Raw genomic sequence first — 21,372 nt, forward strand, 5'->3', positions numbered from 1 at the left:
TTATTGCAATTATAACGCGAGTGGCGTCGGTATGTCATTTCATGCGAGCGTTCCGCACGGGGCACCGAAATATATGTCTGGATTCATGCGAATTATATTCATCGCGTTGACAATCGTGACTGGTCCTTTTCTCGTTTCGATTGCGCAGTATGAAGCCCGCTTTATGCCTGGGCTCGCGTACGTCTTATTGTTGCCGATCGCGTTTATGATCTCGGCGCTATTTGGCTACGCGTTGGTCGTTGTCGCTCCGCGGAACTTCGAGCAATTGCTGCGGACTTGCGGCGCGACTTTTGTGGCCGGCCTGATTCTCCTGCCCCTTATCCCATTCAGTATAGCGGTTCCTTTTGCGATGGCGGCTGACCTGCAGCCGCTTGTGTTCCTGGTTGCAGGAGTGGGTATCGCAATTGCCGGGCTGGCGGTATTTACAGGTATTCTGAGGTCCGGTGTTTCTAAAAAACTGGAACTTAGTGTCTTTGCGGCCTTTGCTGGCTTATCATTCTGGTTATATCCGGCGTTTCGACTCGATGCTCCTCCATCGCCGGAGAATCTCTTCGGATTCTGGCCCGAGGTCATTGCGCTGGTCCCCGTCGTCCTGCTGGCGATCAGGTACGCACCCGCACGGATCGGCTTTGTTCGGGGCATTCTTCTGTTCGCGGCGTCGGTCGCTCCGGTCTATTTTCTGATCGCGTACAAGTCGTTGGTCGCAGAAGATAATTTCACCGACCTTAGAAGGGCGGCCCTTTGGCCGGTTCGCTTCGTTACGGATGCGTCGGACGACAGAAATCACGTAAACTACGTTGACGTCATAACCGAGTATGAAGAAGGCGAGCCCATCCGTATCGGCGAGCACTGGTATCGGTTCGACACATCCGGATCGGCGAAGGCGATGCGGAACGCCAATATGCCGGAGGGCCGCAATGCGAGACTCTCAATCAGGGCCAAACCAAATAACTTTGGTTTGCCCGGGAACATGACCGAGGAAAATCGCACCGTCGAAGTGATCATCAGCTACGCGCCGATTTACGGACTTCGCTATGTCGGCGGATCGGAAAATCCACGGGTGGTCTACGAGGACGTAATCGTTTCCATGAGGCGAAATCGCGACAACCCTGGATGGCCGCCCAACCCCGTTATCGAGGACGCGCTGCGGAAATACATCGAGAACGCCCGCATTCCCCCACCGGCCGAAAACGCCGCTGCGAACTGAAGCGCGGGCCCATCCCCGCTAACCAATCCCCTTTTTCCCCGCCTCACACTACCGTGAGACAGTGCGAATCCCTTGCCAAAACCTGCTATGCTGCGCATCTAGACCGCGTGGGCGAGCGCGACTTTTCGCGGAAACGAGTGCGGACGGAGTTGTTAGGACGTGCGCGACCCTTTTGAAAGCGGTCAGAAATCCGGATTGGGAACGCGAATCCGCCGGCGCCTGCTGGAAATCGATTCCTTCATAGACGCGTTCTTCTATTCCATCCTCGAAGGCGCGAAACGGGCGATCGAGGCCTATTCGGCACGGCTCGAGCGCTTCAACGTCAAGGGTTGGCGCCGGGTTCTGGTCGAGTTCTTCTCCGACGCCGCGACCATGGGGGCGGGCGGCGCCGTGCTGATGCTGGCGCTCGCCATTCCCGCTTTCGACGAGACATCCGACGACTGGTTGTCCCAGAACGACTATTCGGTCGTCTTTCTCGACCGCTACGGCAACGAGATCGGCAAGCGCGGCATCCTGCACAACGATTCGGTGCCGCTCGACGAGATCCCCGACCACATGATCAAGGCGACGCTGGCCACCGAGGACCGGCGTTTTTACCAGCATTTCGGCATCGATTTCGGCGGCACCTTGCGCGCCATGATCGAGAACATGCGCGCCAAGACCGTGGTGCAGGGCGGGTCCTCCCTCACCCAGCAGCTCGCCAAGAACCTGTTCCTGACGAACGAGCGCACCATCGAGCGCAAGATCAAGGAAGCGTTCCTGGCGATGTGGCTGGAGACCCACCTGACCAAGAACGACATCCTCAAGCTGTATCTCGACCGCGCCTATCTCGGCGGCGGCACCTTCGGCGTCGACGCGGCCGCCGAGTTCTATTTCGGCAAGTCGGTGCGCGACATCAATCTGGCCGAGGCCGCGATGATCGCCGGCCTGTTCAAGGCGCCGGGCCGCTATGCCCCGCACATCGACCTGCCGGCTGCCCGCGGCCGCGCCAACGAGGTGCTGGAGAACATGGTCCAGGCCGGGTTCATGACCGCGGGGCAGATCTATGCCGCCCGCCGCAATCCGGCGACGCCGGTCGACCGGTCCGGCGTGACCGCCCCCGACTATTTCCTCGACTGGGCCTTCGAGGAGGTGAAGCGGATCACCGGCGGCAAGGCGGTCGTGCTGACCGCCAAGACGACCATCGACATGAACCTGCAGAAGGTCGCAGAGGACGCGGTCGAATCGAGCCTGCGCCAGTACGGCAAGCAGTACGGGGCGAGCCAGGCCGCGATGGCGATGTCCGACCTGCAGGACGGGGCCGTGCGTGCCATGGTCGGCGGCCGCGACTACGGCGTGAGCCAGTTCAACCGCGCCACGTCCGCCCTTCGCCAGCCCGGCTCCTCGTTCAAGCCGTACGTTTATCTGACCGCGCTGATGAACGGCTTTACGCCGCAGTCGATCGTGCCCGACGCGCCGATCACCATCGGCGGATGGTCGCCGCAGAACTACGGCCGCCGCTATCGCGGCAACATCCCGCTGACGACGGCGCTGCAGTACTCGATCAATACGGTGGCGGTGCGTCTGGCCCAGTCGGTCGGCCGCGACAAGATCGTCGAGAACGCCTACAACATGGGCGTTAAGACGCCGCTCGTGATCTCCAAGTCGCTGCCGCTCGGGGCGTCCGAGATGACGGTCATGGACCAGCTCGCTGGCTATGGCACGCTTGCCTCCGGCGGCCTGAAGCTGACGCCCTACGCGATCGTCGACATCCGCGACGGCGAGGGCAACCTGATCTACCGGCACAGCCGCGACGAGCCGCCGCGACAGCAGGTCGTGCCCGCCGACAAGGTGTCGCAACTGAACGCGATGCTCTACCAGGCCGCCAATTTCGGGACCGGCCGCCGCGCCCTGTTCCCGACCGCGCCGATCTCCGGCAAGACCGGCACCACCAACGCCTATCGCGACGGCTGGTTCTGCGGTTTCACCGGCAACTACGTGGCCACCATCTGGATGGGCAACGACGATTTCCGCTCCACCAACCGGATGACCGGCGGCAGCTTGCCGGCGATGACCTGGAACAAGCTGATGAGCTATGCCCACAACGGCATCGAGATCAAACCGATCCCCGGTGTCGGAGGCGTGCCGCAGCCGGAGGTCGCCGCCGCCCAGGTCGGGCCGGATGGCGAGGCCATTCCCGCGCCGGTGCCTCTGGTGCTTTCCAAGCAGTCGGAAATCCTGCTCTTCCAGATCGAGAAGCTGATGCGCGAGGCCAAGCCGCTCAAGCCCATCGCGCCGCCCGGCCCCTCCGCCGAGATGAGGGCGAAGGAAAGCGGTACGGCGGCCTGGTGGCGCGCGCCCGAGCCGGCGCAGACGCCGCCCGCGACGCCGGCGAATGCCGAGACGGAAACGCCGCCGGACAAGGTCGTGGAAATCACCATTCGCGGCAACTGAGCCGGAAGCCCCCATCGCCCGACGCCTGCCGGTAACCGCGCGTCCACCATTCCGGGCTTCTGCGGGAGCGCGTCATTTGGCTTTGCCGCCGAACATGGTACCCCTGCGGGTCCAGGCCCGTTCGATGGAGTTTGACTGATGCGGTTCGCTCGCGATTTGCTGCTTTCCGGCTTGGTTTCCCTTGCTGTTTTCCCGTCCGCCGCCTCCGCGCAGGATCTGGCAGACGGCGCCGTCGAGGCGGCCTTGCCGAAACTCGAGGCCTATGCCGAGGGCCTGGTCGAGAATGGCGAGGTGCCGGGCATGGCGGTCGCCGTCGTCCACAAGGACCGGATCGTCTACCTCTGGGGCTTCGGCGTCCGCGAGGAGGGCAAGGACGCCCCGGTCGACCCCGACACCGTGTTCCAGGTCGCTTCGCTGTCCAAGGCCGTCTCCGCGACCGTCGTCGCCGCCCTGGTGAGCGAGGGGCGGGTCTCCTGGGATAGCCGCATCGCAGACATCGACCCGGAGTTCCAGCTAAGCGAGGCCTATCCGAGCGCCCAGCTGACGGTCACCGACCTGTTCGCGCATCGCTCGGGCTTGCCCGGGAACGCCGGCAACGAGCTCGAAAGCCTCGGTTATCCGCGCGACGAAGTCCTGCGCCGTCTGCGGCTGGTGACGCCCGCGTCGAGCTTCCGCTCCGCCTATTCCTATTCGAATTTCGGCCTGACCGAGGGCGCGGTCGCTGCCGCCCGTGCCGCCGACCTGGGCTGGGAGGCCGCCGGCGAGCGCAAGCTTTTCGGCCCGCTCGGCATGACGGCGACGAGCTATCGCCACGACGATTTCGTGGCTCACGCGAACCGTGCGACGCTGCACGTGCGCCAGGATGGCAAGTGGCAGGCCCTGTCGGTCCGCGAGCCGGACGCACAGGCCCCGGCCGGCGGTATTTCCTCGACCGTCGGCGATCTCGCCGAATGGATGCGGCTCGTGCTGTCGGGCGGTGTCTTCGACGGCGACCGGCTGATCGACGAGGCGGCGATGGACGCGATGCACGTGCCGTTGATGACGCGCGGCACCCATCCGGTCAACGGCAGCCCGAGCTTTTACGGTCGCGGCTGGAACGTCGAATACGGCCGCCGCGGAACGGTCTGGGGCCACGCCGGCGCCTTCTCGAACGGCGCCCGCTCCGTCGTCAACCTGATGCCCGACCACGATCTCGGCATCGTCGTCCTTGCGAATGCCTTCCCGACCGGCGCGCCCGAAGCCGTCGCCGCCACCTTTTTCGACCTGGTCTTCGACGGCGCGCCGCAACGAGATTGGCTGGAGCCCTGGAGCGCGCTCTACGCGAGCATGTTCGGCCCCGAGATCGAGGCGGCGAAGGAAACCTACGGGACGCCGCCCGCCAACCCGTCGCCGGCGCTGTCCGCGGCGGCCTATGTCGGCACCTACGCCAACGACTATCTCGGGGAAGCGGTGGTCGCGGAGGAGGGCGAGGGCCTCGTCCTGAAACTCGGCCCGGATGGGGCGAAACAGTTCCCGCTCGTGCATTTCGACCGGGATCTGTTCCTCTACACGCCCTATGACGAGATGCCGGACTTTCCGGTGCCCGCCATCTTCCGGATCGGATCCGACGGCAAGGCAGGGGCCCTCACGCTCAAGGATCTCGACGATCTCGGCATGGGAACGCTTGTCCGAGAGGCTCCGTAGGTCCGCCCGACCGGGGCTGCCCCGGCAGCCAGTTCAAAGAGCCAGCCCGGCCTTTCGCAGCCCTTCGTAGAGGTGCTGGCGGTCGGCCGGGTCGGCATAGGGATGAACCGATTCCCAATAGCCATCCGGATCCTGGGGACTGACCTCGGCCGCTTCGCGAGCGAGTGCGGAGGCCTCGTTCGGCCGCCCGAGCCTGGCGAGGCTGGCGATCGCCACGATCAGCACCAGATGCAGCCGGCGCGAAGCCAGAGCCAGGTTGGCGAAATGCAAGGCCTCCTCGTAGTTGCCGAGATGGTAGTGCGCCAACGCGATCCGGCTCGTGAACAGGAAGCCGATCGGGTCCTGGGGACTGAGCCGCAGGGCCCTCAGGAGAGGATCGAGCGCGGCGTCGAAATTGCCCATGTAGATGCGAACCCAGCCAAGTGCCAGGTGGCCCGGCGCGAAGTTCGGATTGAGATCGATGGCCCGTTGAGCCGCGGCTAGGGCGGCCTGATGGTTGCGCGAGAGGATCGCGCCGGCGAACAGTGCGTACTGGCAGTAGGGATCGCGCGCGTCGAGAGCGACGGCGCGCTCGGCCAGCCGTAGGATCTCCAGCCGTTCCGCGTCGACGTCGGTCGTCCAGCTGAAGATGCACTTGCCGAACAGGACCCGGGCGAGCGCCATGTAGCCGCGGGCATATCGCGGGTCGATCTCGATCGCCCGGCGCACCCACCTCTCGGCCTCGGCGAAATCGTCCCGGGTAAACTGGTAATGGTGCCACATGCCGCGCGAGCAGCATACGAAGGCGTCCGGGTCGGTTCTCGTCTGCTGGATGGCGCGCCGGCCTTCCCCCATCAGGATCTCCGGCTCGATGGCACCGACGACGTTTTCCGTGATCTCGTCCTGGATCGCGAAGACGTCCTCGAATGATCGGTCGTAGCGCTCGGCCCAAAGGTGGGCGTTGGTCTCCGCGTCGATAAGCTGGCCGGTGACACGGACCCGGTCTCCGGACTTGCGGACACTGCCTTCCAGGACGTAGCGCACGCCGAGATCGGTCGCGATCTTTTTGATGTCGACCGCGCGATCCTTGTAGATGAAGCTGGTGTTTCGGGCGATCACGAAGAACCAGCGATGCCGCGACAGGGCGGTGATGATGTCTTCGGTGATGCCGTCGGCGAAATATTGCTGCTCGGGATCGCCGCTCATGTTGACGAAGGGCAGCACCACGATCGACGGCTTGTCGGGCAGGGTCAGAGCGCCGCCGAGGATGCCGGATTCGGTAGGATCTTCCGCCTCCCAGTCGACCCGGTAGACCGAGACGGGGCGCGGGATGTTCTTCAGCGTCCGTTCGCCCAGATGCGTCAGCCGGAAGTTGGCCTTGCCGTAGATCTGCTCGCGGATCGAGCCGGATATGCAGATCCCCCCGGGCGTGGCGATTTCCTGAAGCCGCGCGGCGACGTTGACGCCGTCGCCGAGCAGGTTGCCGTGTGCCGTTACGACGTCGCCGAGATTGACGCCGATGCGGAACTCGATACGCCGCCCGGGATCGAGGTCCTTGTTGTGCCGTGAAAGGCTGCGCTGGATCGCGACAGCACACCGTAGCGACTGCACCGGGCTGGGAAATTCCGCGACCGCGCTGTCGCCGGCATTGGCGAAGACCCGGCCGTCGTGCTCGCCGGTGAGCTCGCTTATGATCTGCTGGTAGGTGGCGAGCGTGCGAAGAGTCCCCTCTTCGTCGAGCGCAGTCAGTCGGCTGTACCCGGCGACGTCGGTGGACAGGATCGCTACAAGTTTGCGTTCCACGCGCGTAGCCGCTCCTGCGGCTTTGATGACCTTGCGAGTATGGTCCAATCCCGGAGCCGCTAGAAGCGAATTCTCGGGATCGGCCGCCAGGTCACGGGAACGCTCGCGGGCGCATGGGCGCCCGCCGATCGTCTTTCGGAAGAATCAAAATGTCGGGCGGGGCAAGCCATCGGCTTGCCCGGGCGCTCGCGCGTCCTAGCGGCGGCCGCCGGCGGTGGCGCGCTTCTTCGGGCGGGCGATTAGGCCTTCGCGCTGAGCCATCTTGCGGGCGGCCTTGCGGGCCCGGCGGATCGCTTCGCCCTTCTCGCGGGCGCGCTTCTCGGACGGCTTTTCATAAGCCTTGCGCCGCTTCATTTCGCGGAACAGGCCTTCGCGCTGCAGTTTCTTCTTCAGGGCCCGAAGGGCCTGGTCGACATTGTTGTCACGGACGAGAACTTGCAGTGGACTTCTCCTCTTGAAGATCAGGTTGAACCGGCGACAGGCCCTTGCATGCGCAAGCCCACGGGCGCGCGGAAGGGCAAATCGGTGAGCGAATGCACATTACCTAGAGGATTTCACGGAAAATGCAAATCGGACGTGCATCCGCCCGACGCCGTTGTTGGCGAATTGGCGTGATGCGCTTTCCCGGCTATAAGCAGGCGTGATCCTTTCGAGCGCGTCGCCACCGTTCCTGGCGCCTGAGGCCATGCCGCCGTTTCAGACCGTTGCCGTCATCATCGTCGCCGCCGTGCTCGGCATCGGCTCGGCCTGGCTGGCCGTCGTCGGTGATATCGGCTTCGAATCCATCCGCGTCGGCGCGTGGACCGCGTGGCCGACGGCCGGTGCCTCGAATTCCGACCCTTATATCCGCGCCCGTTTCGCCCGCACCGGCGAATTGCCGATTTCCGCGGCCGAGGGGGCGGCCTTCGTGGCCCGCGACGATTCCGACGGCGAACCGCTGACCGGCAAATGCGACTATCTCGTCTCCGGCCGGACGCCCGCCGCCCAGTGGTGGACCCTGACGCTCTACCGTGACGCCGATCTGTCCCTGATCGAGAACCCGACGGACCGCTACAGTTTCAATTCCACCGACATCCTGCGCAAGCCGGACGGCTCGTTCGACATCGTCGTTAGCGCGAAAGCCCGTCCCGGAAACTGGCTGCCCGGCGACGAGCGCGTCGACCGGATGCGCCTGGTCTTCCGCCTTTACGACACGCCGATCGCAACCGGCGGCAGCGTTGCCGATATCGAGATGCCGAGGATCGAGCGGGGAGGGTGCCGGTGAGCGATCATATCCAGCCGATCCGCGGAGCGACGGTCTGGCGTGGTGAGCGCGATCGGTGGTTTTCGGTCGATATCGGGCGAACCGCCTGGCTCGCCGCCATAACGCTGGTCCTCGCGGCGATCGTTCATCTCTCGACGATTCTGGTGATTCCGCATTTCGCCACCCGGGATGCCTGGTCGCGGATCGTCGCCATTGCCGAGCCTGTCGGCATCACGCTTCTGCCGCGCGCCAAGCCCGGCGACGAGGTGCTGCCGGGATTGGATCCGGCGGTCGTCTACGGGGTCTGCATGTTCGACCTCGACGAGGGGCCGTTCGCCATTACCGCTCCGATGCCCGGCGACTACTGGTCGGTTTCGTTCCATACCCGCGACGGCGTCATTTTCTACGCCGTGAACGATGAGGCGGCGACATCGAAGCGGTTCGATATCGAGATCCGCGACGCGCGCCAGATGCGGCAGTTCCGGCTTGAGTACCCGGAACCCGACGAGTCCATCCTCACCATCGAGTCGCCTTCGGCAACCGGCTTCGCTCTGATCCGCGCGCTCGTTGCCGCGCCGAGCATGCGCCCGCGCGTGGAAGCCGCGGTCGCCGCGACGGTCTGCGAGACCTTCATCCCGCCGCCGCCCGTCGCCGAGCCGGTCGGCCCGCCGCTGCCGCGCCCGTCGCCGCTGCGATAGACGCGCACATAGTGCGGTTTATAGGTATGCGATGGCTGCAATGCTGCATTGCCACATAACCGGCTTTTCTAATTCTCCCAACGCCTTACATCTCCCGTGACACAAGGGTTTCAAAGACTGCTGCATCGCAGCATCAGGAGTGTAAGATGACTACCAATACCAATCGCCAAAACGCGTCTGTCGGCCGCATCAGCGAGCTGCAGATCGAAGCCGAGCGTCTGCGCGCCGAAGCGATCGCGAATATGATTATCGCAGCGGCATCCGGGATCGGGCGCCTGTTCTCGTTGATCGTGCGTCTCGGCAAGCGTGGCGTCGCCAGCCTGCAGCGTCGGCGCGAGGCCGACCGCATCGTTCGCGAACTGTCGCGGATGACCGATCGCGACCTCGCCGATATCGGCCTGGGCCGCGGCGACATCATGGCCGTTGCCAACGGCTCCTTCGTCCGTCCGGCCCGCCCCGTGGCCGCTGCCGGCGTCGTCGATCTTCGTCCGGTCGAAAAGCCCGAGACCAGCGACGTGGAGCTGCCGCGCGCCGCCTGACCGACCTCGGCCCCGTGCGCAGTAACCGATCGGCCCGCCTCGTGCGGGCCGAACGCGTTTTGGGGCGTTGCTGTGGTCTCGCACCGGCCGGGCCATCACCACGGTTTTGCCATGGTATTTGGCCGGTTATGCCATCGAACCACCTTGGCTGCGTCACGGTAAGGCGGGATTAATCGGTTTCTGGTATCGTTTTTGACTGGTCGGCCCCATTGCAAGGGGAGCGGCCGCAAGGCGAGCGGCGGGACCGTTCCCGGTCCGTGCCGCTGTTGGAGTGGTGTGATGGCAGCGTTGATGTTGGTTGCCGCGGCTGTTGTGGTTTTTGCCATTGTCCTGGGCGCCGCCATGCTGGCGGTCTACGGCGATCCGTCCGAGGACGTTTCCCCGCGCTGAGCCGGGCTATCCGGCCAGTTCGTCCGCCGTTTTCAGCACTTCGTCGGCCAGCGCCTGCACTTCGCCCGCGGCGATGCCGGACGGCTGGGTCTCGACGACGGTGCGGCCGTCTCCCATCGATGCTGCGAACGCAACGCGGCTGCCGAGCGCGCTGTCGGCGACCCGGTGGCCGAGCGTATGGATCTGCGCGATCATGGCGCCGGTCAGCGCAGCGCGCCGGACCGCCCGGTTGACCACCAGCAGCGCGTCCACCCGTTCCTTGGCCGCCAGCTCGAGCGTCGGGTCGGTCGCCCACAGGTCGACCGGGGTCGGCTGGATCGGCACGATGACGAGACTGGCCACTTCGATCGCCGGCCGCGCCTCGAGATCCGACTTTGGCGGCGTGTCGATCACCACCACGTCATGGTCGCGCCGCAGCGCCCGCGCCTCGCGCCGCGCCCCCCATCCAGACGCGGTCCGGAACGCGAGCCCGGCCTGGTCCTCGCCGAGCCGCGCCTCGCGCGCCTCGAACCATTCGCCGAGACTGCCCTGCGGATCGGTATCGAGCAGCGCCACGGTCTTGCCGGCCAGCGCATAGGCGACGGCGAGGTGGGCGGCGAGCGTGGTCTTGCCCGATCCGCCCTTCTGCTGGGCTAGCGTGAAGACGTAACCGGCCATGCGGTTCTCCGCGCGTGGCGGGATTCCCCGCGGCTTGGCACTCCGGCTTGGCACCCCGGCGTGGCGCCCCGGCGGGTCTCCCTGACGCGCCAAGCCTCGCACCGCGCGTTGTGCAATGCAACAAAAACCTAATCGCCAACAGCGAGACGCAACCCGCCGGCCGCAATCCGCAACCCGCGTCCATCGGGGTTTTCGGCTAGTCCGCCTCAGCGTCGAGATGGGCGATGGTTTCGATCAGCAGGGTGTCGAGCCGGTCGAGATGGCGCTCGATCTCGCCGGTCTCGCGGCGGAAGGCCAGCCCCACGCCGCCATCGGCCAGCGCGGCCGCCGCCACGCCCCCGCCCGCCAGTCCGGCGCTTGCCAGCACGCCGTCGGCCGCTGCCGTGCCTGGCGCCGCGGCGCCCGGTGCATCGGCGCCGTCGGGCCGGTGGCGGGCCTTGGCCCAGTCGTAGCCCTCGCGCAGCTCCGCCAGGATCGCGCGCCCCGCCTCGGGCGCGATCGCGTCGAGGGCGATCAGCCCGTCGATCCAGCCTTCGGTCGCCTCGGGCGGGAACACCCGACTGTAGCGCAGCGTGAACACGAGAAGCTGGCGGGTGGTGTAGAGCTCGTCCTCGGGCGTGGCAGGCCCCATATTCCGGCCCGGACTTGGGTCCTCACTCCGGCCAGCATCCGGCGCTTCGCCGGTGGCCGACCGGATGCCGCTGCCGCCGCAGGAGCGGCAGGCGACGGACGGTTCGCGTCCGTCGGAGTCGCTGCGGGCAGCGTCCTCCTGGTCCAGGACAACGACGCCCGTCCCCTCGCATACGGGGCAATCCATGCGCCCCTCCCGCGCCGACCAACGCTCGGCGCCTTTTAGTGAGCCAGCGAATATAATTGTAGCGGATTTCGGTGCCCCCGTCCACGCCGCGCCAGACGGGCAGCAGGCCGCGCATTGCTGCGTGGTTCAGCCGAGATACTGGCCTTCGTATCCGACCCGTGCTCCGAAGGTGCGGATGATCTGCATCGGATCGAGAGCCTGTTCATATCCGGGCTCGCCTTCCCGGACCATGTAGATGACCATGGCGTTGCTGGGCTTGCTGTGCTGAATGGTCTGGGGCGGCGTGTAGGTGCCGAACGTCGATCCGGAGCCGTAGATGTTGCCCCCGATCATGCTGCCGTGGACCGTTGAATTTGATTGGTAGGTGCCTGGCAGCACCGTTGTGCTGATATTCTCCCAGTCGGCCTGATCCAGAACGACAAATCTCTGGAACCCGTTGTCCAGCGTCAGCACAGCGCCGCGGACAAGCGTGATTTCGCGCACCAGCGCAGCAGATGCAAAGCTGTTGCCGCGTGTTTCGATACGGTAGGCGTTGTTGGATAGGGGGATCTCTGAGAAGCCCCCGGCCAGGGAATCTGGCTGATACTTCGTGCAAGCGGAAATTGCGAGAGCCGCGACTACTAGGAACAGCAGGCCGAACCTTCTCACCATGATTGCCCCCATCTACCCTAAGTCACAATTCGCGTGAAGCATTATCGATGGTAGCATGACCCAGGGTAACCGCGAGTCGAATCTGACATGAGGGACAGGGCTGCGCCCCGATCTCATGGGATGCGTCCATCGACGCGCCTTTCGCACTTCCGAGATTGGCGATGTTACGCCATTTTCTGGAATAGGAAAAAATTCCTTGACAGCGTGACGCTGGTCCTGTAGGGTTTCGCCATGCTCGACAATTGCGCCTGACACAGGCAGGCCCGGTGGGTCGCCCGGCGGGACACCCCGCAGGGTGGCTGGCGGTGGCGCGGGTTTCGGGGCGCCGGACCGGCGATCCCCGGGCATCGATCCCAGATCGATGATCATAAAGCGACGATCCAAGATCAACGATCTTGGATCGACGGTCCCCAAACCACAGACCCAGACACGACAGATCCAGACACCACAGGCCCGGAGACAGCGGGTCCGGAGACTTCCGGCCGGAGACGTCCGGCCCGGAGATTTCCGGGCGGGAGACAGGGGATCGTCGGCGCCGGGTGGGGGCGGCCCGCCGCCGCGTACCCCCCGGTTCCCCCGGTTCCCCCGGTTCCCCCCGGGGCCCCCCAGGGGCCCCCCAGGGGCCCCCCGAACCTTTCGGCGGCCTGACACGGAGTTGCCCATGCCCACCGGCCACACCGTCACCCGCGACGACCGCGCGCTGATGCGGGCGCTCTACGAGGGCGAGCCCGAGATGACCGTCGTCGAGATCGCCCGGACGATCGGCGTCAACCGGGCGACCGTGTTCGACTATGCCCGCCAGAACGGCTGGGTGCGGGCGAAGCGCGGCCCGGGGCCGAAGGCGGCGGGCCCGGCGATCGAGCCGAGCAACCGCCGCGCCGTCCTCAACACGCTGTGGCTGGCCGCCACCCGCCAGGTGCTGGCGCTGGCGGTCTCCGGCGGCGCGGCGTCTAAAGGCGCGCCCGGGGAGAGCGGCGAGGGCGGCGATAGTGGCTCCGGTGCGTCCGGTGCGTCCGGTGCCCACGGCACTTCAGGGGCCCCCGGCACCCCCGGTGCCACCGTCGATGCGCAGGCGCTGATGGCCGCCGTGCGCACGGTCGAGAAGCTGATCGACATGGACAATGCCGACGCGCGCGGCGCCGCGGCGGCAGCCGCCGCAACGGCGGCGCCCGCCGACGAAGGCCCGGTGGATATCGATGACTTCCGTAACGAGATTGCGCGCCGCCTGGAAGGATTGCTGGGAAAGCAGCCGGTTTGACGCTGCCTGCCGGTTGATCAGGGCGGAGGAGTGGCGCCGGCTCGGTGCCGACTGGCCGGTCTGGGCGCGCGACGCACAGTTGCCGCCCGGCCTGCTGGCGGGGCAGGCGGCATGGTCGACCTGGGTTCTGCTCGGCGGCCGCGGCGCGGGCAAGACGCGCGCCGGGGCCGAATGGGTGCGCGCGCTGGCGCTGGGCGTGGCGCCGGTCGCATCCGCGCCGGTGAGCCCGATCGCGCTGGTGGCCGAGACTTTGCAGGACGGCCGCGAGGTGATGGTCGAGGGCGTCTCCGGCCTCCTGACGGTGCATCGCCCGCACGAGCGGCCGGCCTGGAGCCCGTCGCGCCGGCGCCTCGAATGGGCCAACGGCGCGGTGGCGCAGGTGTTCTCGGCCGAAGACCCGGATTCCCTGCGCGGGCCGCAATTCGCCGCCGCCTGGTCGGACGAGCTGGCCAAGTGGCGCTTTGCCCAGGCGACCTGGGACATGCTGCAGTTCGGCCTGCGCCTCGGCGCCGATCCGCGCCAACTCGTCACCACGACGCCGCGGCCGATCCCGCTGCTGAAGCGCCTGATCGCGGACGCGGGCGCCGATAGTACGGGCACCGGGCCAGGCACCGGAACGGTGCTGGCGCGGATGCGCACGCGCGAAAACGCCGGCAACCTGGCCCCGGCCTTCCTGAACACCATGGCCGGGCGCTACGGCGGCACCCGGCTCGGCCGCCAGGAGCTGGACGCCGAGCTGATCACCGAGCGGCCCGACGCCCTGTTCAAGCGCACCGCGATCGAGGCGGGCCGCGTGGTTGCCGCGCCCGACCTGATCCGCGTCGTCGTCGCCGTCGATCCGCCGGCCGGATCGCGCTCGGCGCGCAAGGGCGCGGCCTGCGGCATCGTCGCCGCCGGGCTGGCCGATGGCGGCGGGCTGTTCGTGCTCGCCGACGCCACGCTCGAGCGTGCCCGGCCCACCGCCTGGGCGCGGCGTGCCGTGGGGCTCTATCACCGGCTGTCCGCCGACCGCCTGGTCGCCGAGGCGAACCAGGGCGGCGACATGGTGGCCGCGGTGATCCGCGAGGTCGACGCCGCCGTGCCGGTGCGGCTGGTGCATGCGCGCCGCGGCAAGTGGCTGCGGGCCGAGCCGGTCGCCGCGCTCTACGAGCAGGGCCGCGTCGCCCATGTCGGCGCGCTGCCGGCGCTGGAGGACGAGATGTGCGATTTCGGCCTCGACGGCCTGTCGGACGGCCGTAGCCCGGACCGGCTCGACGCGCTGGTGTGGGCGCTGAGCGAGCTTGCGCTGGCGCCCGGCGCCGAGCCGCGCATCCGGGCGCTGTGACGCAGCGGTACGGCCGGGGCAGGGCGGGTTACGGCGTTGTTGCCGTGCGACAACAGGTCGAAATATTAATGAGGCGGCGTTGTATTCGCTCTTGCGGTGCCCGGCCAACGGGTGCTGACTTTCGGAACAGGCGACAAAGGACAAGCGAGAAGGGGGCGTCAATGCACGCGTTGATCCGCACTACCGCTGTCGCGGCCGGTCTCGTCGTGACGGCGGGCATGGCCCAGGCGGCCGACATCTACACGCCGCCGCCGGAAGTGATTCCCGTGGTGCCGACCATCGACTGGACCGGCTTCTATATCGGCGCCCACGCCGGCTATGGCTGGGCCAGCGGCGACGGCACCACCTCCTATCGGCCCAATCCTGCGGCGTTCGGGGCCAATCCGTTCTCCGCGTCGACCGACCTGGACGGGTTCCTGGGCGGCGTGCAGGGGGGCTTCAACTGGCAGAGCGGGGGCTTCGTCGGCGGCGTCGAGGCCGACATTTCCTGGTCCGGCATGGACGGCAGCGAGCGCGTGGCGCCGCTGTCGCTGTTCGGCGGGCCGGCCGTGCCCGGCTGGTTCCAGAACCAGTCCGGTGACATCGACTGGTTCGGCACCGTGCGCGTCCGCGCCGGCTTCCTGGCGACCCCGGAAATGCTGCTGTACGCGACCGGCGGTCTCGCCGTCGCCGACGTAAGCTACAGGACGTTCACGTCGTTCACCCCCGCGCCGCCGTTCCAGTATGGCGCCTCGGCGTCGGAGACGGCGACGGGCTGGACCGTGGGCGCCGGCGCCGAATGGGCCTTTGCCCCGAACTGGTCGGTCAAGGCGGAATACCTGTACTTCGATCTCGGCGACCTCGACTACGTCGCGCCGCCGCGTGCGCCCAACCCGCCCTTCGCGGTGACGCAGAGCTTCGACACCACCGGCAGCATCGTCCGCGTCGGCGTCAACTACCGCTTCAGCTCCTACTGAGGCGCCGGCGGCGGGGCGAGACCCCGCCGGCCTGTACTGATCTGGGCAACAGCCTTCTCCGAGGGCCGGCCATCGCGCCGGCCCGTTTTTTTTGCCCGCGCGACGGTTCCCGCCGCGCCCGGCGCGTTATCCGCGAGGCTCCCCGTGTTATCGTTCGACACTTTTCTCGCCCGCCTGTTCGGCGGCCGGTCCCGGCCGTCCGCGACGCCCTCCATACCGCCCCCCACACCGCCCCCCACACCGATGGAGGCCAAGGCCTCGGCGACCGGCCGGCTGATCGCCTTCCACGCCCAGGGCCAGCCGGTGTGGACGCCGCGCGACTATGCCGCGCTCGCCCGCGAGGGCGTCCAGAAGAACCCGGTGGTCCATCGCTGCGTGCGGCTGGTCTCCGAGTCCGCCGCCTCGGTGCCCTGGCTCCTGCACGAGGGCGACGGCGAACGCGACCGCCATCCGCTGCTCGACCTGCTCGCCCGTCCCAACGCCCGCCAGTCCGGCCAGGCGCTGATGGAGGCGGTCTACGGCTACCTGCTGGTGGCCGGCAACGCCTATGTCGAGGCGGCCGGCGTCGACGGCGAGATCCGCGAGCTGCACGCGCTGCGGCCCGACCGGATGAAGGTGGTGCCCGGCCCGGACGGCTGGCCGGACGGCTACGAATACACCGTCAACGGCCGCTCGGTGCGTTTCGACCAGACCCAGCACCAGCCGCCGGTCCTGCACCTGTCGCTGTTCCATCCCGCCGACGACCATTACGGCCTCGGCCCGCTGGAGGCCGCCGGCACCGCGCTCGACCTGCACAACGCCTACGGCGCCTGGAACAAGGCGCTGCTCGACAACGCCGCCCGGCCCTCCGGCGCGCTGGTCTTCGAAGGCGAGGGCAGCCTGAGCCTCGACCAGTTCGAGCGTCTGAAGACGGAGCTGGAGGACCACTACCAGGGCGCCGCCAATGCCGGCCGGCCGCTGTTGCTGGAAGGCGGGCTCGCCTGGCAGGCGATGGGCATTTCGCCGCGCGACATGGATTTCATCGAGGCGCGCCGCGAGGCCGCCCGCGACATCGCGCTGGCCTTCGGCGTGCCGCCGATGCTGCTCGGCATTCCCGGCGACAACACCTATGCGAACTACGCCGAGGCCAACCGCGCGCTGTGGCGCCAGACCGTGCTGCCGCTGGTCGGCCGCACCGCCCAGGCGCTGGCACACTGGCTGGCGCCCGTCTTCGGCGACGGGCTCCGGCTGTCCGGCGACGTCGACGCGATCGATGCCCTGTCGGCCGACCGCGCGGCGCTGTGGTCGCGGCTCACCGCCGCCGATTTCCTCACCGACGACGAGAAGCGTCTGGCGGTGGGCTACGGGGTGCGCGAATGACCGAGGCGCTGGACCGGGTGCTCGACGCCGTCATCGCCCGCGGGGATCTGGCCCACCTGGCGCTGTTCCTGTGGGCGGGGGCCGCCAGCGCCCTGTCCTGGCACGCGCTCAGGGAACTGGCGCGGTCCAACCGCCGCTTCGAGGAGTTCGTCACCGCGCTCGCCCGCGTCGACCGGCTGATCCGCGGCCGCGAATGACCGGGTGGGCAAGCCCGTCCCACCCCGGTCGCCGACCGGCGCGTGGCCCATTGCCGAAACGTCAATCCGAGGCGTCACAGGGTGCGTATCGGCTGGTAGACGGCCCGTCCCACCACCGAAATGGCCGGTATGGCGGTCCCGGTCCTGCCCGGCGAAGCCGCCGAATGATTAGGCAAATACTGCTTAAAGTCTGGTCACGTTCTCCAATTCTGCGTGGATTGATCGCTGTTTGTTCTATTATGAATAGCCGGTTTATTTCTTATTCATGACGTAGGGTAATAAAAAGCATCCGCTTTTTGATTCTTTGGTGCGCAAATAATCGCCGGATGAGATGCCGGAGGTATCCCTGCCCCTTTCCCAGAGGAAACCGGCAGAAACCCCGAGTTGGCCGCCGTTGGGGTGGGCCGGCGCCAGTCCGCGCCTGCCGTCGCCCGATACCGACAGGACCCGCCGATGCCCAGGACGACCGACCGGTGCGCCGCTGACGGCCGTGCCGCAAATCACCCGCGCCAGGACCCTGTCCGCGACGACCACGCCCGCGTCTTTGCCGATTTCGCCGAGACGCTGGCCGGTCTCGTCGCCGCGACCCGAAAGCACAAACGGAGATCCGCATGACCAGGAGTAGGAGCGGGGCGCCGCGTCGCCGGGGCCCGTCCGCCCGGAATGTCTCTCGCGACAGGTACGACGGCCGCGACGGTGACGACCCGATCGGGCGCGAGCGCAAGTTCGCCCCGGTCGACCTGAAATCGGTGGCGGCGGACGGCTCCTTCTCGGGCTACGCCTCGATCTTCGGCAAGGCCGATCTCGGCGGCGACCTGGTGGAGCCCGGCGCGTTCTCGCGCAGCCTGGCGGCGCGCGGCGTCGCCGGGGTCAAAATGCTGTTCCAGCACGATCCCGCCGAGCCGATCGGCGTCTGGCAGGAGCTGGCCGAGGACGGCGTCGGGCTCTATGCCCGCGGCCGCCTGATGCCCGAGGTGGCGCGCGCCCGCGAAGTCCTGTCGCTGATGCGCGCCGGCGCGCTCGACGGCCTGTCCATAGGCTTTCGCACGGTGAAGGGCCGCACCGATCCGAAGACCGGCATCCGCCGCCTGTCCGAGATCGATCTGTGGGAGGTCTCCGTCGTCACCTTCCCGATGCTGCCCGAGGCGCGCATCGACGCGGTCAAGCGATCGCCGTGGGCGCCCGGGGCACCCGGACCGCTTGAGGGGGGAGGCGCCATCGCCGCCGCCATCCGCCGAGCCGCCGCCCGGATGGCCCCCCGCTGACGCGCCGCCTGGCTCGCCAGGATGTAGACCCGATAGCCGTCCATCCGTGAAGCAAAGGCCGCATGGGCCCTGGATCAAGTCCAGGGCACGCGGCTTCGGTTTGCCGCCAGGGTCGTGCCGCATAACGGGGGGCTGTTCGTCTGTGCCTGCTGTAACGCACCGCCTTTGCCTCGCGACAGGCCTCGTGCCCTGGACTTGATCCAGGGCCCATGAGGCGGTGGCGGGAGGCTCAGTGGTTGAAGCGATCGAACAGGTCGTCCCAGTCGGGATTGGCCGTCTCGATCAGGGTGATCTTCCAGTGCCGGCGCCAGCCTTTCAGCTGGTGCTCGCGGCGGCGGGCGGCGTCGAGGTCGGCGAACGGCTCGGCATGGACGAGACGCTTTACGTCGTACTTGCGGGTGTACCCGTCGGCGAGACCGCTTCGATGCTCGAAAATGCGCCGCGCGATGTTGGCGGTGACGCCGATATAGAGCGTGCCGCGTCGCCGGCTCGCCAGGATGTACACCCAATAGCCGTCCATCGGTGAAGCAAAGGCGGCACTGGGCCCTGGATCAAGTCCAGGGCACGCGGTTCTTCGTGGTGCAGACGCCTAGCCACCAAGGACGACTGCGTTGCCGTGGCGGTTGTCTGGCCCCACGCGCTCGGCAAACCGAAGCCTCGTGCCCTGGACTTGATCCAGGGCCCACGGTGCGGTGGCGGCGGTCTCAGTGGTTGAAGCGTTCGAACAGGTCGTCCCAGTCGGGATTGGCCGTCTCGATCAGAGCGATCTTCCAGTGCCGGCGCCAGCCTTTCAGCTGGTGCTCGCGGCGGCGGGCGGCGTCGAGGTCGGCGAACGGCTCGGCATGGACGAGACGCTTTACGTCGTACTTGCGGGTGTACCCGTCGGCGAGACCGCTTCGATGCTCGAAAATGCGCCGCGCGATGTTGGCGGTGACGCCGATATAGAGCGTGCCGCGTCGCCGGCTCGCCAGGATGTACACCCAATAGCCGTCCATCGGTGAAGCAAAGGCGGCACTGGGCCCTGGATCAAGTCCAGGGCACGCGGTTCTTCGTGGTGCAGACGCCTAGCCACCAAGGACGACTGCGTTGCCGTGGCGGTTGTCTGGCCCCACGCGCTCAGCAAACCAAAGCTGCGTGCCCTGGACTTGATCCAGGGCCCATGCGGCCGCGCTGTTGTCCCGAGCCGTCCCGTATTTCTGAAACCCCGAACCAGGAACCCCGACACATGACACGACATTTCGCGCGCCCCCGCTCCCGCAAGGAAGGCGAAGAGATCGCCGCCGGGCCGACCAGCCTGGAGGTGGTGGAGGCCTTCGACGAGTTCATGGCCGCCTTCGAGGCCTTCAAGGAGGCCAACGACGAGCGCCTGGCGCAGATCGAAAGCCGCGTCTCCGCCGACGTGGTGACGACGGAGAAGATGGAGCGCATCAACCGCGCCCTCGACGAGCACAAGCGGCTGGTCGATGGGCTGGTGCTGAAGTCGCGCCGCCCGCCGCTGTCGGGCGAGCGGCCGGAGGCCTCGCTGTCGGCGCTGCAGCACACAGCGGCCTTCGAGGGCTATGTGCGGCACGGCGCCGAGGGCCAGCTGCGCGCGCTCGAGGCCAAGGCCATGTCGGTGTCGTCCGATCCCGACGGCGGCTATCTCGTGCCCGACGAGACCGAGCGCGAGATCGGCCGGATGCTGTCGCGGGCCTCGCCGATCCGGGCTATCGCCGGGGTGCGCGAGATCTCGGCCTCGGTCTACAAGAAGCCCTTCGCCATCACCGGGCCGGCCACGGGCTGGGTCGGCGAGACGGCGGCGCGGCCCGAGACCAACAGCGCCACGCTGGCCGAGCTCACCTTCCCGGCGATGGAGCTCTACGCCATGCCGGCGGCGACCCAGACGCTCTTGGACGACTCCGCCGTCAATATCGACGAGTGGATCGCTGGCGAGGTGCAGGCCGCCTTCGCCGAGCAGGAGGGCGCGGCCTTCGTATCCGGCGACGGCAGCAACAAGCCGAAGGGATTTCTTGCATATGCAACCGTCGCCGAGGGCTCCTGGAGCTGGGGCAATCTCGGCTATGTCGCCACCGGCGTCGACGGCGATTTCCCGGCCTCCGATCCCTCCGACGTGCTGATCGACCTGGTCTACGCCCTGAAGGCCGGCTACCGGCAGAACGCCACCTGGGTGATGAACCGGCGCACCCAGGGCGAGATCCGCAAGATCAAGGACGCCGACGGCAACTACATCTGGCAGCCCGCCGCCCAGGCCGGCGGCACCGCCTCGCTGCTCAACTTCCCCGTAGCCGAAGCCGAGGACGTGCCGGACATCGGCTCGGACACGCAGGCTATCGCCTTCGGCGATTTCCGCCGCGGCTATCTGGTGGTCGACCGGCTCGGCGTGCGCATCCTGCGCGATCCCTATTCCTCCAAGCCCTACGTGCTGTTCTACACGACCAAGCGCGTCGGCGGCGGCGTCCAGGACTTCGACGCCATCAAGCTGATGAAGTTCGGCGTGAGCTGAGGCGGGAGCGCTCGCCCGGCGCGGCCGCCGGGCAGTGTCTTCCTGCCGGGCGCGGCGCTATCGGGGCAAGGCTCTTGCAGGGCAAGGCCCTGACAGGACTATGTCCTTAGAGGGCCAAGCCCTTGGCGCGCCGCGCCGACCCCCCTCTCCATCTCTCCCCCGCAAGGGGGGAGAGGGGAAACTGCCGTGCCAACCGGACAGCCGCGTGTCCCGGACGTGATCCGGGACCCATTCGGCGCCTCAGTGCGGCGTCGCCGCCGATAGGGAACGCGGGCCCGCAAAGCGTGGGGCCGCCCCCCCTTTACGTCATTGCCGGGCCTGATCCGGCAATCCCGGGCGTATGGCACGAGATGCCCGGGTCAAGCCCGGGCATGACGCGGGGAATGGAGGGGACCCGGCAATCCGGCCTG

The 21,372-nt window shown here is 67.5% G+C and carries 21 protein-coding genes; 13 read left to right on the forward strand and 8 right to left on the reverse strand.

The window, feature by feature from the left end:
• The first annotated feature begins 73 nt into the window (after positions 1 to 73).
• The 3 genes from ACSF9G_RS07170 to ACSF9G_RS07180 all read left to right on the forward strand — a co-directional run bounded on the left by ACSF9G_RS07170 (position 74) and on the right by ACSF9G_RS07180 (position 5,323).
• Positions 74 to 1,207 (forward strand): hypothetical protein, encoded by a 1,134-nt coding sequence (locus ACSF9G_RS07170; protein WP_436639968.1) that lies wholly within the window; start codon positions 74 to 76, stop codon positions 1,205 to 1,207.
• Between the two features lie 195 nt (positions 1,208 to 1,402).
• Entirely contained in the window at positions 1,403 to 3,640 is a 2,238-nt protein-coding gene (locus tag ACSF9G_RS07175; protein ID WP_436639970.1) for a transglycosylase domain-containing protein, read from the forward strand.
• A 138-nt stretch (positions 3,641 to 3,778) separates the two neighbouring features.
• Complete coding sequence (locus ACSF9G_RS07180; RefSeq protein ID WP_436639972.1) at positions 3,779 to 5,323, forward strand: serine hydrolase; 1,545 nt, start codon at positions 3,779 to 3,781, stop codon at positions 5,321 to 5,323.
• A gap of 33 nt (positions 5,324 to 5,356) precedes the next feature.
• Here the strand turns inward: ACSF9G_RS07180 and ACSF9G_RS07185 are convergent, their stop codons facing one another.
• A complete protein-coding gene (locus ACSF9G_RS07185) occupies positions 5,357 to 7,105 on the reverse strand; it encodes an adenylate/guanylate cyclase domain-containing protein (RefSeq protein WP_436639974.1) in 1,749 nt (582 codons plus the stop codon).
• Positions 7,106 to 7,300: 195 nt separating this feature from the next.
• Entirely contained in the window at positions 7,301 to 7,546 is a 246-nt protein-coding gene (gene rpsU / locus ACSF9G_RS07190; RefSeq protein WP_436642069.1) for a 30S ribosomal protein S21, read from the reverse strand.
• Between the two features lie 244 nt (positions 7,547 to 7,790).
• Between rpsU and ACSF9G_RS07195 the strand changes: the two genes are divergently transcribed.
• From ACSF9G_RS07195 to ACSF9G_RS07205, 3 genes are all read left to right on the forward strand, one after another.
• Positions 7,791 to 8,369 (forward strand): DUF1214 domain-containing protein, encoded by a 579-nt coding sequence (locus ACSF9G_RS07195; RefSeq protein WP_436639976.1) that lies wholly within the window; start codon positions 7,791 to 7,793, stop codon positions 8,367 to 8,369.
• Positions 8,366 to 9,046 (forward strand): DUF1254 domain-containing protein, encoded by a 681-nt coding sequence (locus tag ACSF9G_RS07200; RefSeq protein ID WP_436639978.1) that lies wholly within the window; start codon positions 8,366 to 8,368, stop codon positions 9,044 to 9,046. The genes ACSF9G_RS07195 and ACSF9G_RS07200 overlap by 4 nt, the downstream gene beginning before the upstream one ends.
• A 146-nt stretch (positions 9,047 to 9,192) precedes the next feature.
• Positions 9,193 to 9,585 (forward strand): DUF1127 domain-containing protein, encoded by a 393-nt coding sequence (locus ACSF9G_RS07205; protein WP_436639980.1) that lies wholly within the window; start codon positions 9,193 to 9,195, stop codon positions 9,583 to 9,585.
• 396 nt (positions 9,586 to 9,981) lie between these two features.
• Here ACSF9G_RS07205 and parA read toward each other — a convergent pair whose 3' ends face one another.
• From parA to ACSF9G_RS07220, 3 genes are all read right to left on the reverse strand, one after another.
• Positions 9,982 to 10,632, reverse strand: coding sequence for a ParA family partition ATPase (parA, locus tag ACSF9G_RS07210; protein ID WP_436639982.1), 651 nt, complete (start codon positions 10,630 to 10,632; stop codon positions 9,982 to 9,984).
• Between the two features lie 196 nt (positions 10,633 to 10,828).
• Positions 10,829 to 11,449: a hypothetical protein gene (locus ACSF9G_RS07215; protein ID WP_436639984.1), complete on the reverse strand. Its 621-nt coding sequence runs from the start codon at positions 11,447 to 11,449 to the stop codon at positions 10,829 to 10,831.
• A 126-nt stretch (positions 11,450 to 11,575) separates the two neighbouring features.
• On the reverse strand, positions 11,576 to 12,100 hold the full coding sequence (locus ACSF9G_RS07220) for a CC0125/CC1285 family lipoprotein (protein ID WP_436639986.1): 525 nt from the start codon (positions 12,098 to 12,100) through the stop codon (positions 11,576 to 11,578).
• Positions 12,101 to 12,761: 661 nt separating this feature from the next.
• Between ACSF9G_RS07220 and ACSF9G_RS07225 the strand changes: the two genes are divergently transcribed.
• The 5 genes from ACSF9G_RS07225 to ACSF9G_RS07245 all read left to right on the forward strand — a co-directional run bounded on the left by ACSF9G_RS07225 (position 12,762) and on the right by ACSF9G_RS07245 (position 17,194).
• The gene (locus ACSF9G_RS07225; protein WP_436639988.1) at positions 12,762 to 13,358 is read left to right on the forward strand and encodes a hypothetical protein; all 597 of its coding nucleotides are present in this window, start codon (positions 12,762 to 12,764) and stop codon (positions 13,356 to 13,358) included.
• The gene (locus ACSF9G_RS07230; RefSeq protein WP_436639990.1) at positions 13,297 to 14,682 is read left to right on the forward strand and encodes a DNA-packaging protein; all 1,386 of its coding nucleotides are present in this window, start codon (positions 13,297 to 13,299) and stop codon (positions 14,680 to 14,682) included. The genes ACSF9G_RS07225 and ACSF9G_RS07230 overlap by 62 nt, the downstream gene beginning before the upstream one ends.
• A 161-nt stretch (positions 14,683 to 14,843) precedes the next feature.
• Positions 14,844 to 15,638: an outer membrane protein gene (locus ACSF9G_RS07235; RefSeq protein WP_261614793.1), complete on the forward strand. Its 795-nt coding sequence runs from the start codon at positions 14,844 to 14,846 to the stop codon at positions 15,636 to 15,638.
• Between the two features lie 243 nt (positions 15,639 to 15,881).
• Positions 15,882 to 16,997: a phage portal protein gene (locus tag ACSF9G_RS07240; RefSeq protein WP_436642071.1), complete on the forward strand. Its 1,116-nt coding sequence runs from the start codon at positions 15,882 to 15,884 to the stop codon at positions 16,995 to 16,997.
• Positions 16,994 to 17,194: a hypothetical protein gene (locus ACSF9G_RS07245; protein ID WP_436639992.1), complete on the forward strand. Its 201-nt coding sequence runs from the start codon at positions 16,994 to 16,996 to the stop codon at positions 17,192 to 17,194. Before ACSF9G_RS07240 ends, ACSF9G_RS07245 begins: the two co-directional genes overlap by 4 nt.
• Positions 17,195 to 17,446: 252 nt before the next feature.
• On the opposite strand, the gene ACSF9G_RS07250 is transcribed toward ACSF9G_RS07245, so the two are convergent.
• Complete coding sequence (locus tag ACSF9G_RS07250) at positions 17,447 to 17,791, reverse strand: hypothetical protein (RefSeq protein WP_436639994.1); 345 nt, start codon at positions 17,789 to 17,791, stop codon at positions 17,447 to 17,449.
• A 14-nt stretch (positions 17,792 to 17,805) separates the two neighbouring features.
• Here ACSF9G_RS07250 and ACSF9G_RS07255 point away from each other — a divergent pair, with 14 nt between their 5' ends.
• Positions 17,806 to 18,459: an HK97 family phage prohead protease gene (locus tag ACSF9G_RS07255; protein WP_436639996.1), complete on the forward strand. Its 654-nt coding sequence runs from the start codon at positions 17,806 to 17,808 to the stop codon at positions 18,457 to 18,459.
• A 229-nt stretch (positions 18,460 to 18,688) separates the two neighbouring features.
• Here ACSF9G_RS07255 and ACSF9G_RS07260 read toward each other — a convergent pair whose 3' ends face one another.
• Positions 18,689 to 18,979 (reverse strand): GIY-YIG nuclease family protein, encoded by a 291-nt coding sequence (locus ACSF9G_RS07260; protein WP_436639998.1) that lies wholly within the window; start codon positions 18,977 to 18,979, stop codon positions 18,689 to 18,691.
• Positions 18,980 to 19,163: 184 nt separating this feature from the next.
• A complete protein-coding gene (locus ACSF9G_RS07265) occupies positions 19,164 to 19,454 on the reverse strand; it encodes a GIY-YIG nuclease family protein (RefSeq protein WP_436640000.1) in 291 nt (96 codons plus the stop codon).
• 230 nt (positions 19,455 to 19,684) lie between these two features.
• Here ACSF9G_RS07265 and ACSF9G_RS07270 point away from each other — a divergent pair, with 230 nt between their 5' ends.
• Positions 19,685 to 20,962: a phage major capsid protein gene (locus ACSF9G_RS07270; RefSeq protein WP_436640002.1), complete on the forward strand. Its 1,278-nt coding sequence runs from the start codon at positions 19,685 to 19,687 to the stop codon at positions 20,960 to 20,962.
• Positions 20,963 to 21,372 lie beyond the last annotated feature (410 nt).

Origin of the sequence: Microbaculum mangrovi, assembly GCF_051390635.1 — a bacterium.
Taxonomy (GTDB): Bacteria; Pseudomonadota; Alphaproteobacteria; order Rhizobiales; family Tepidamorphaceae; genus Microbaculum.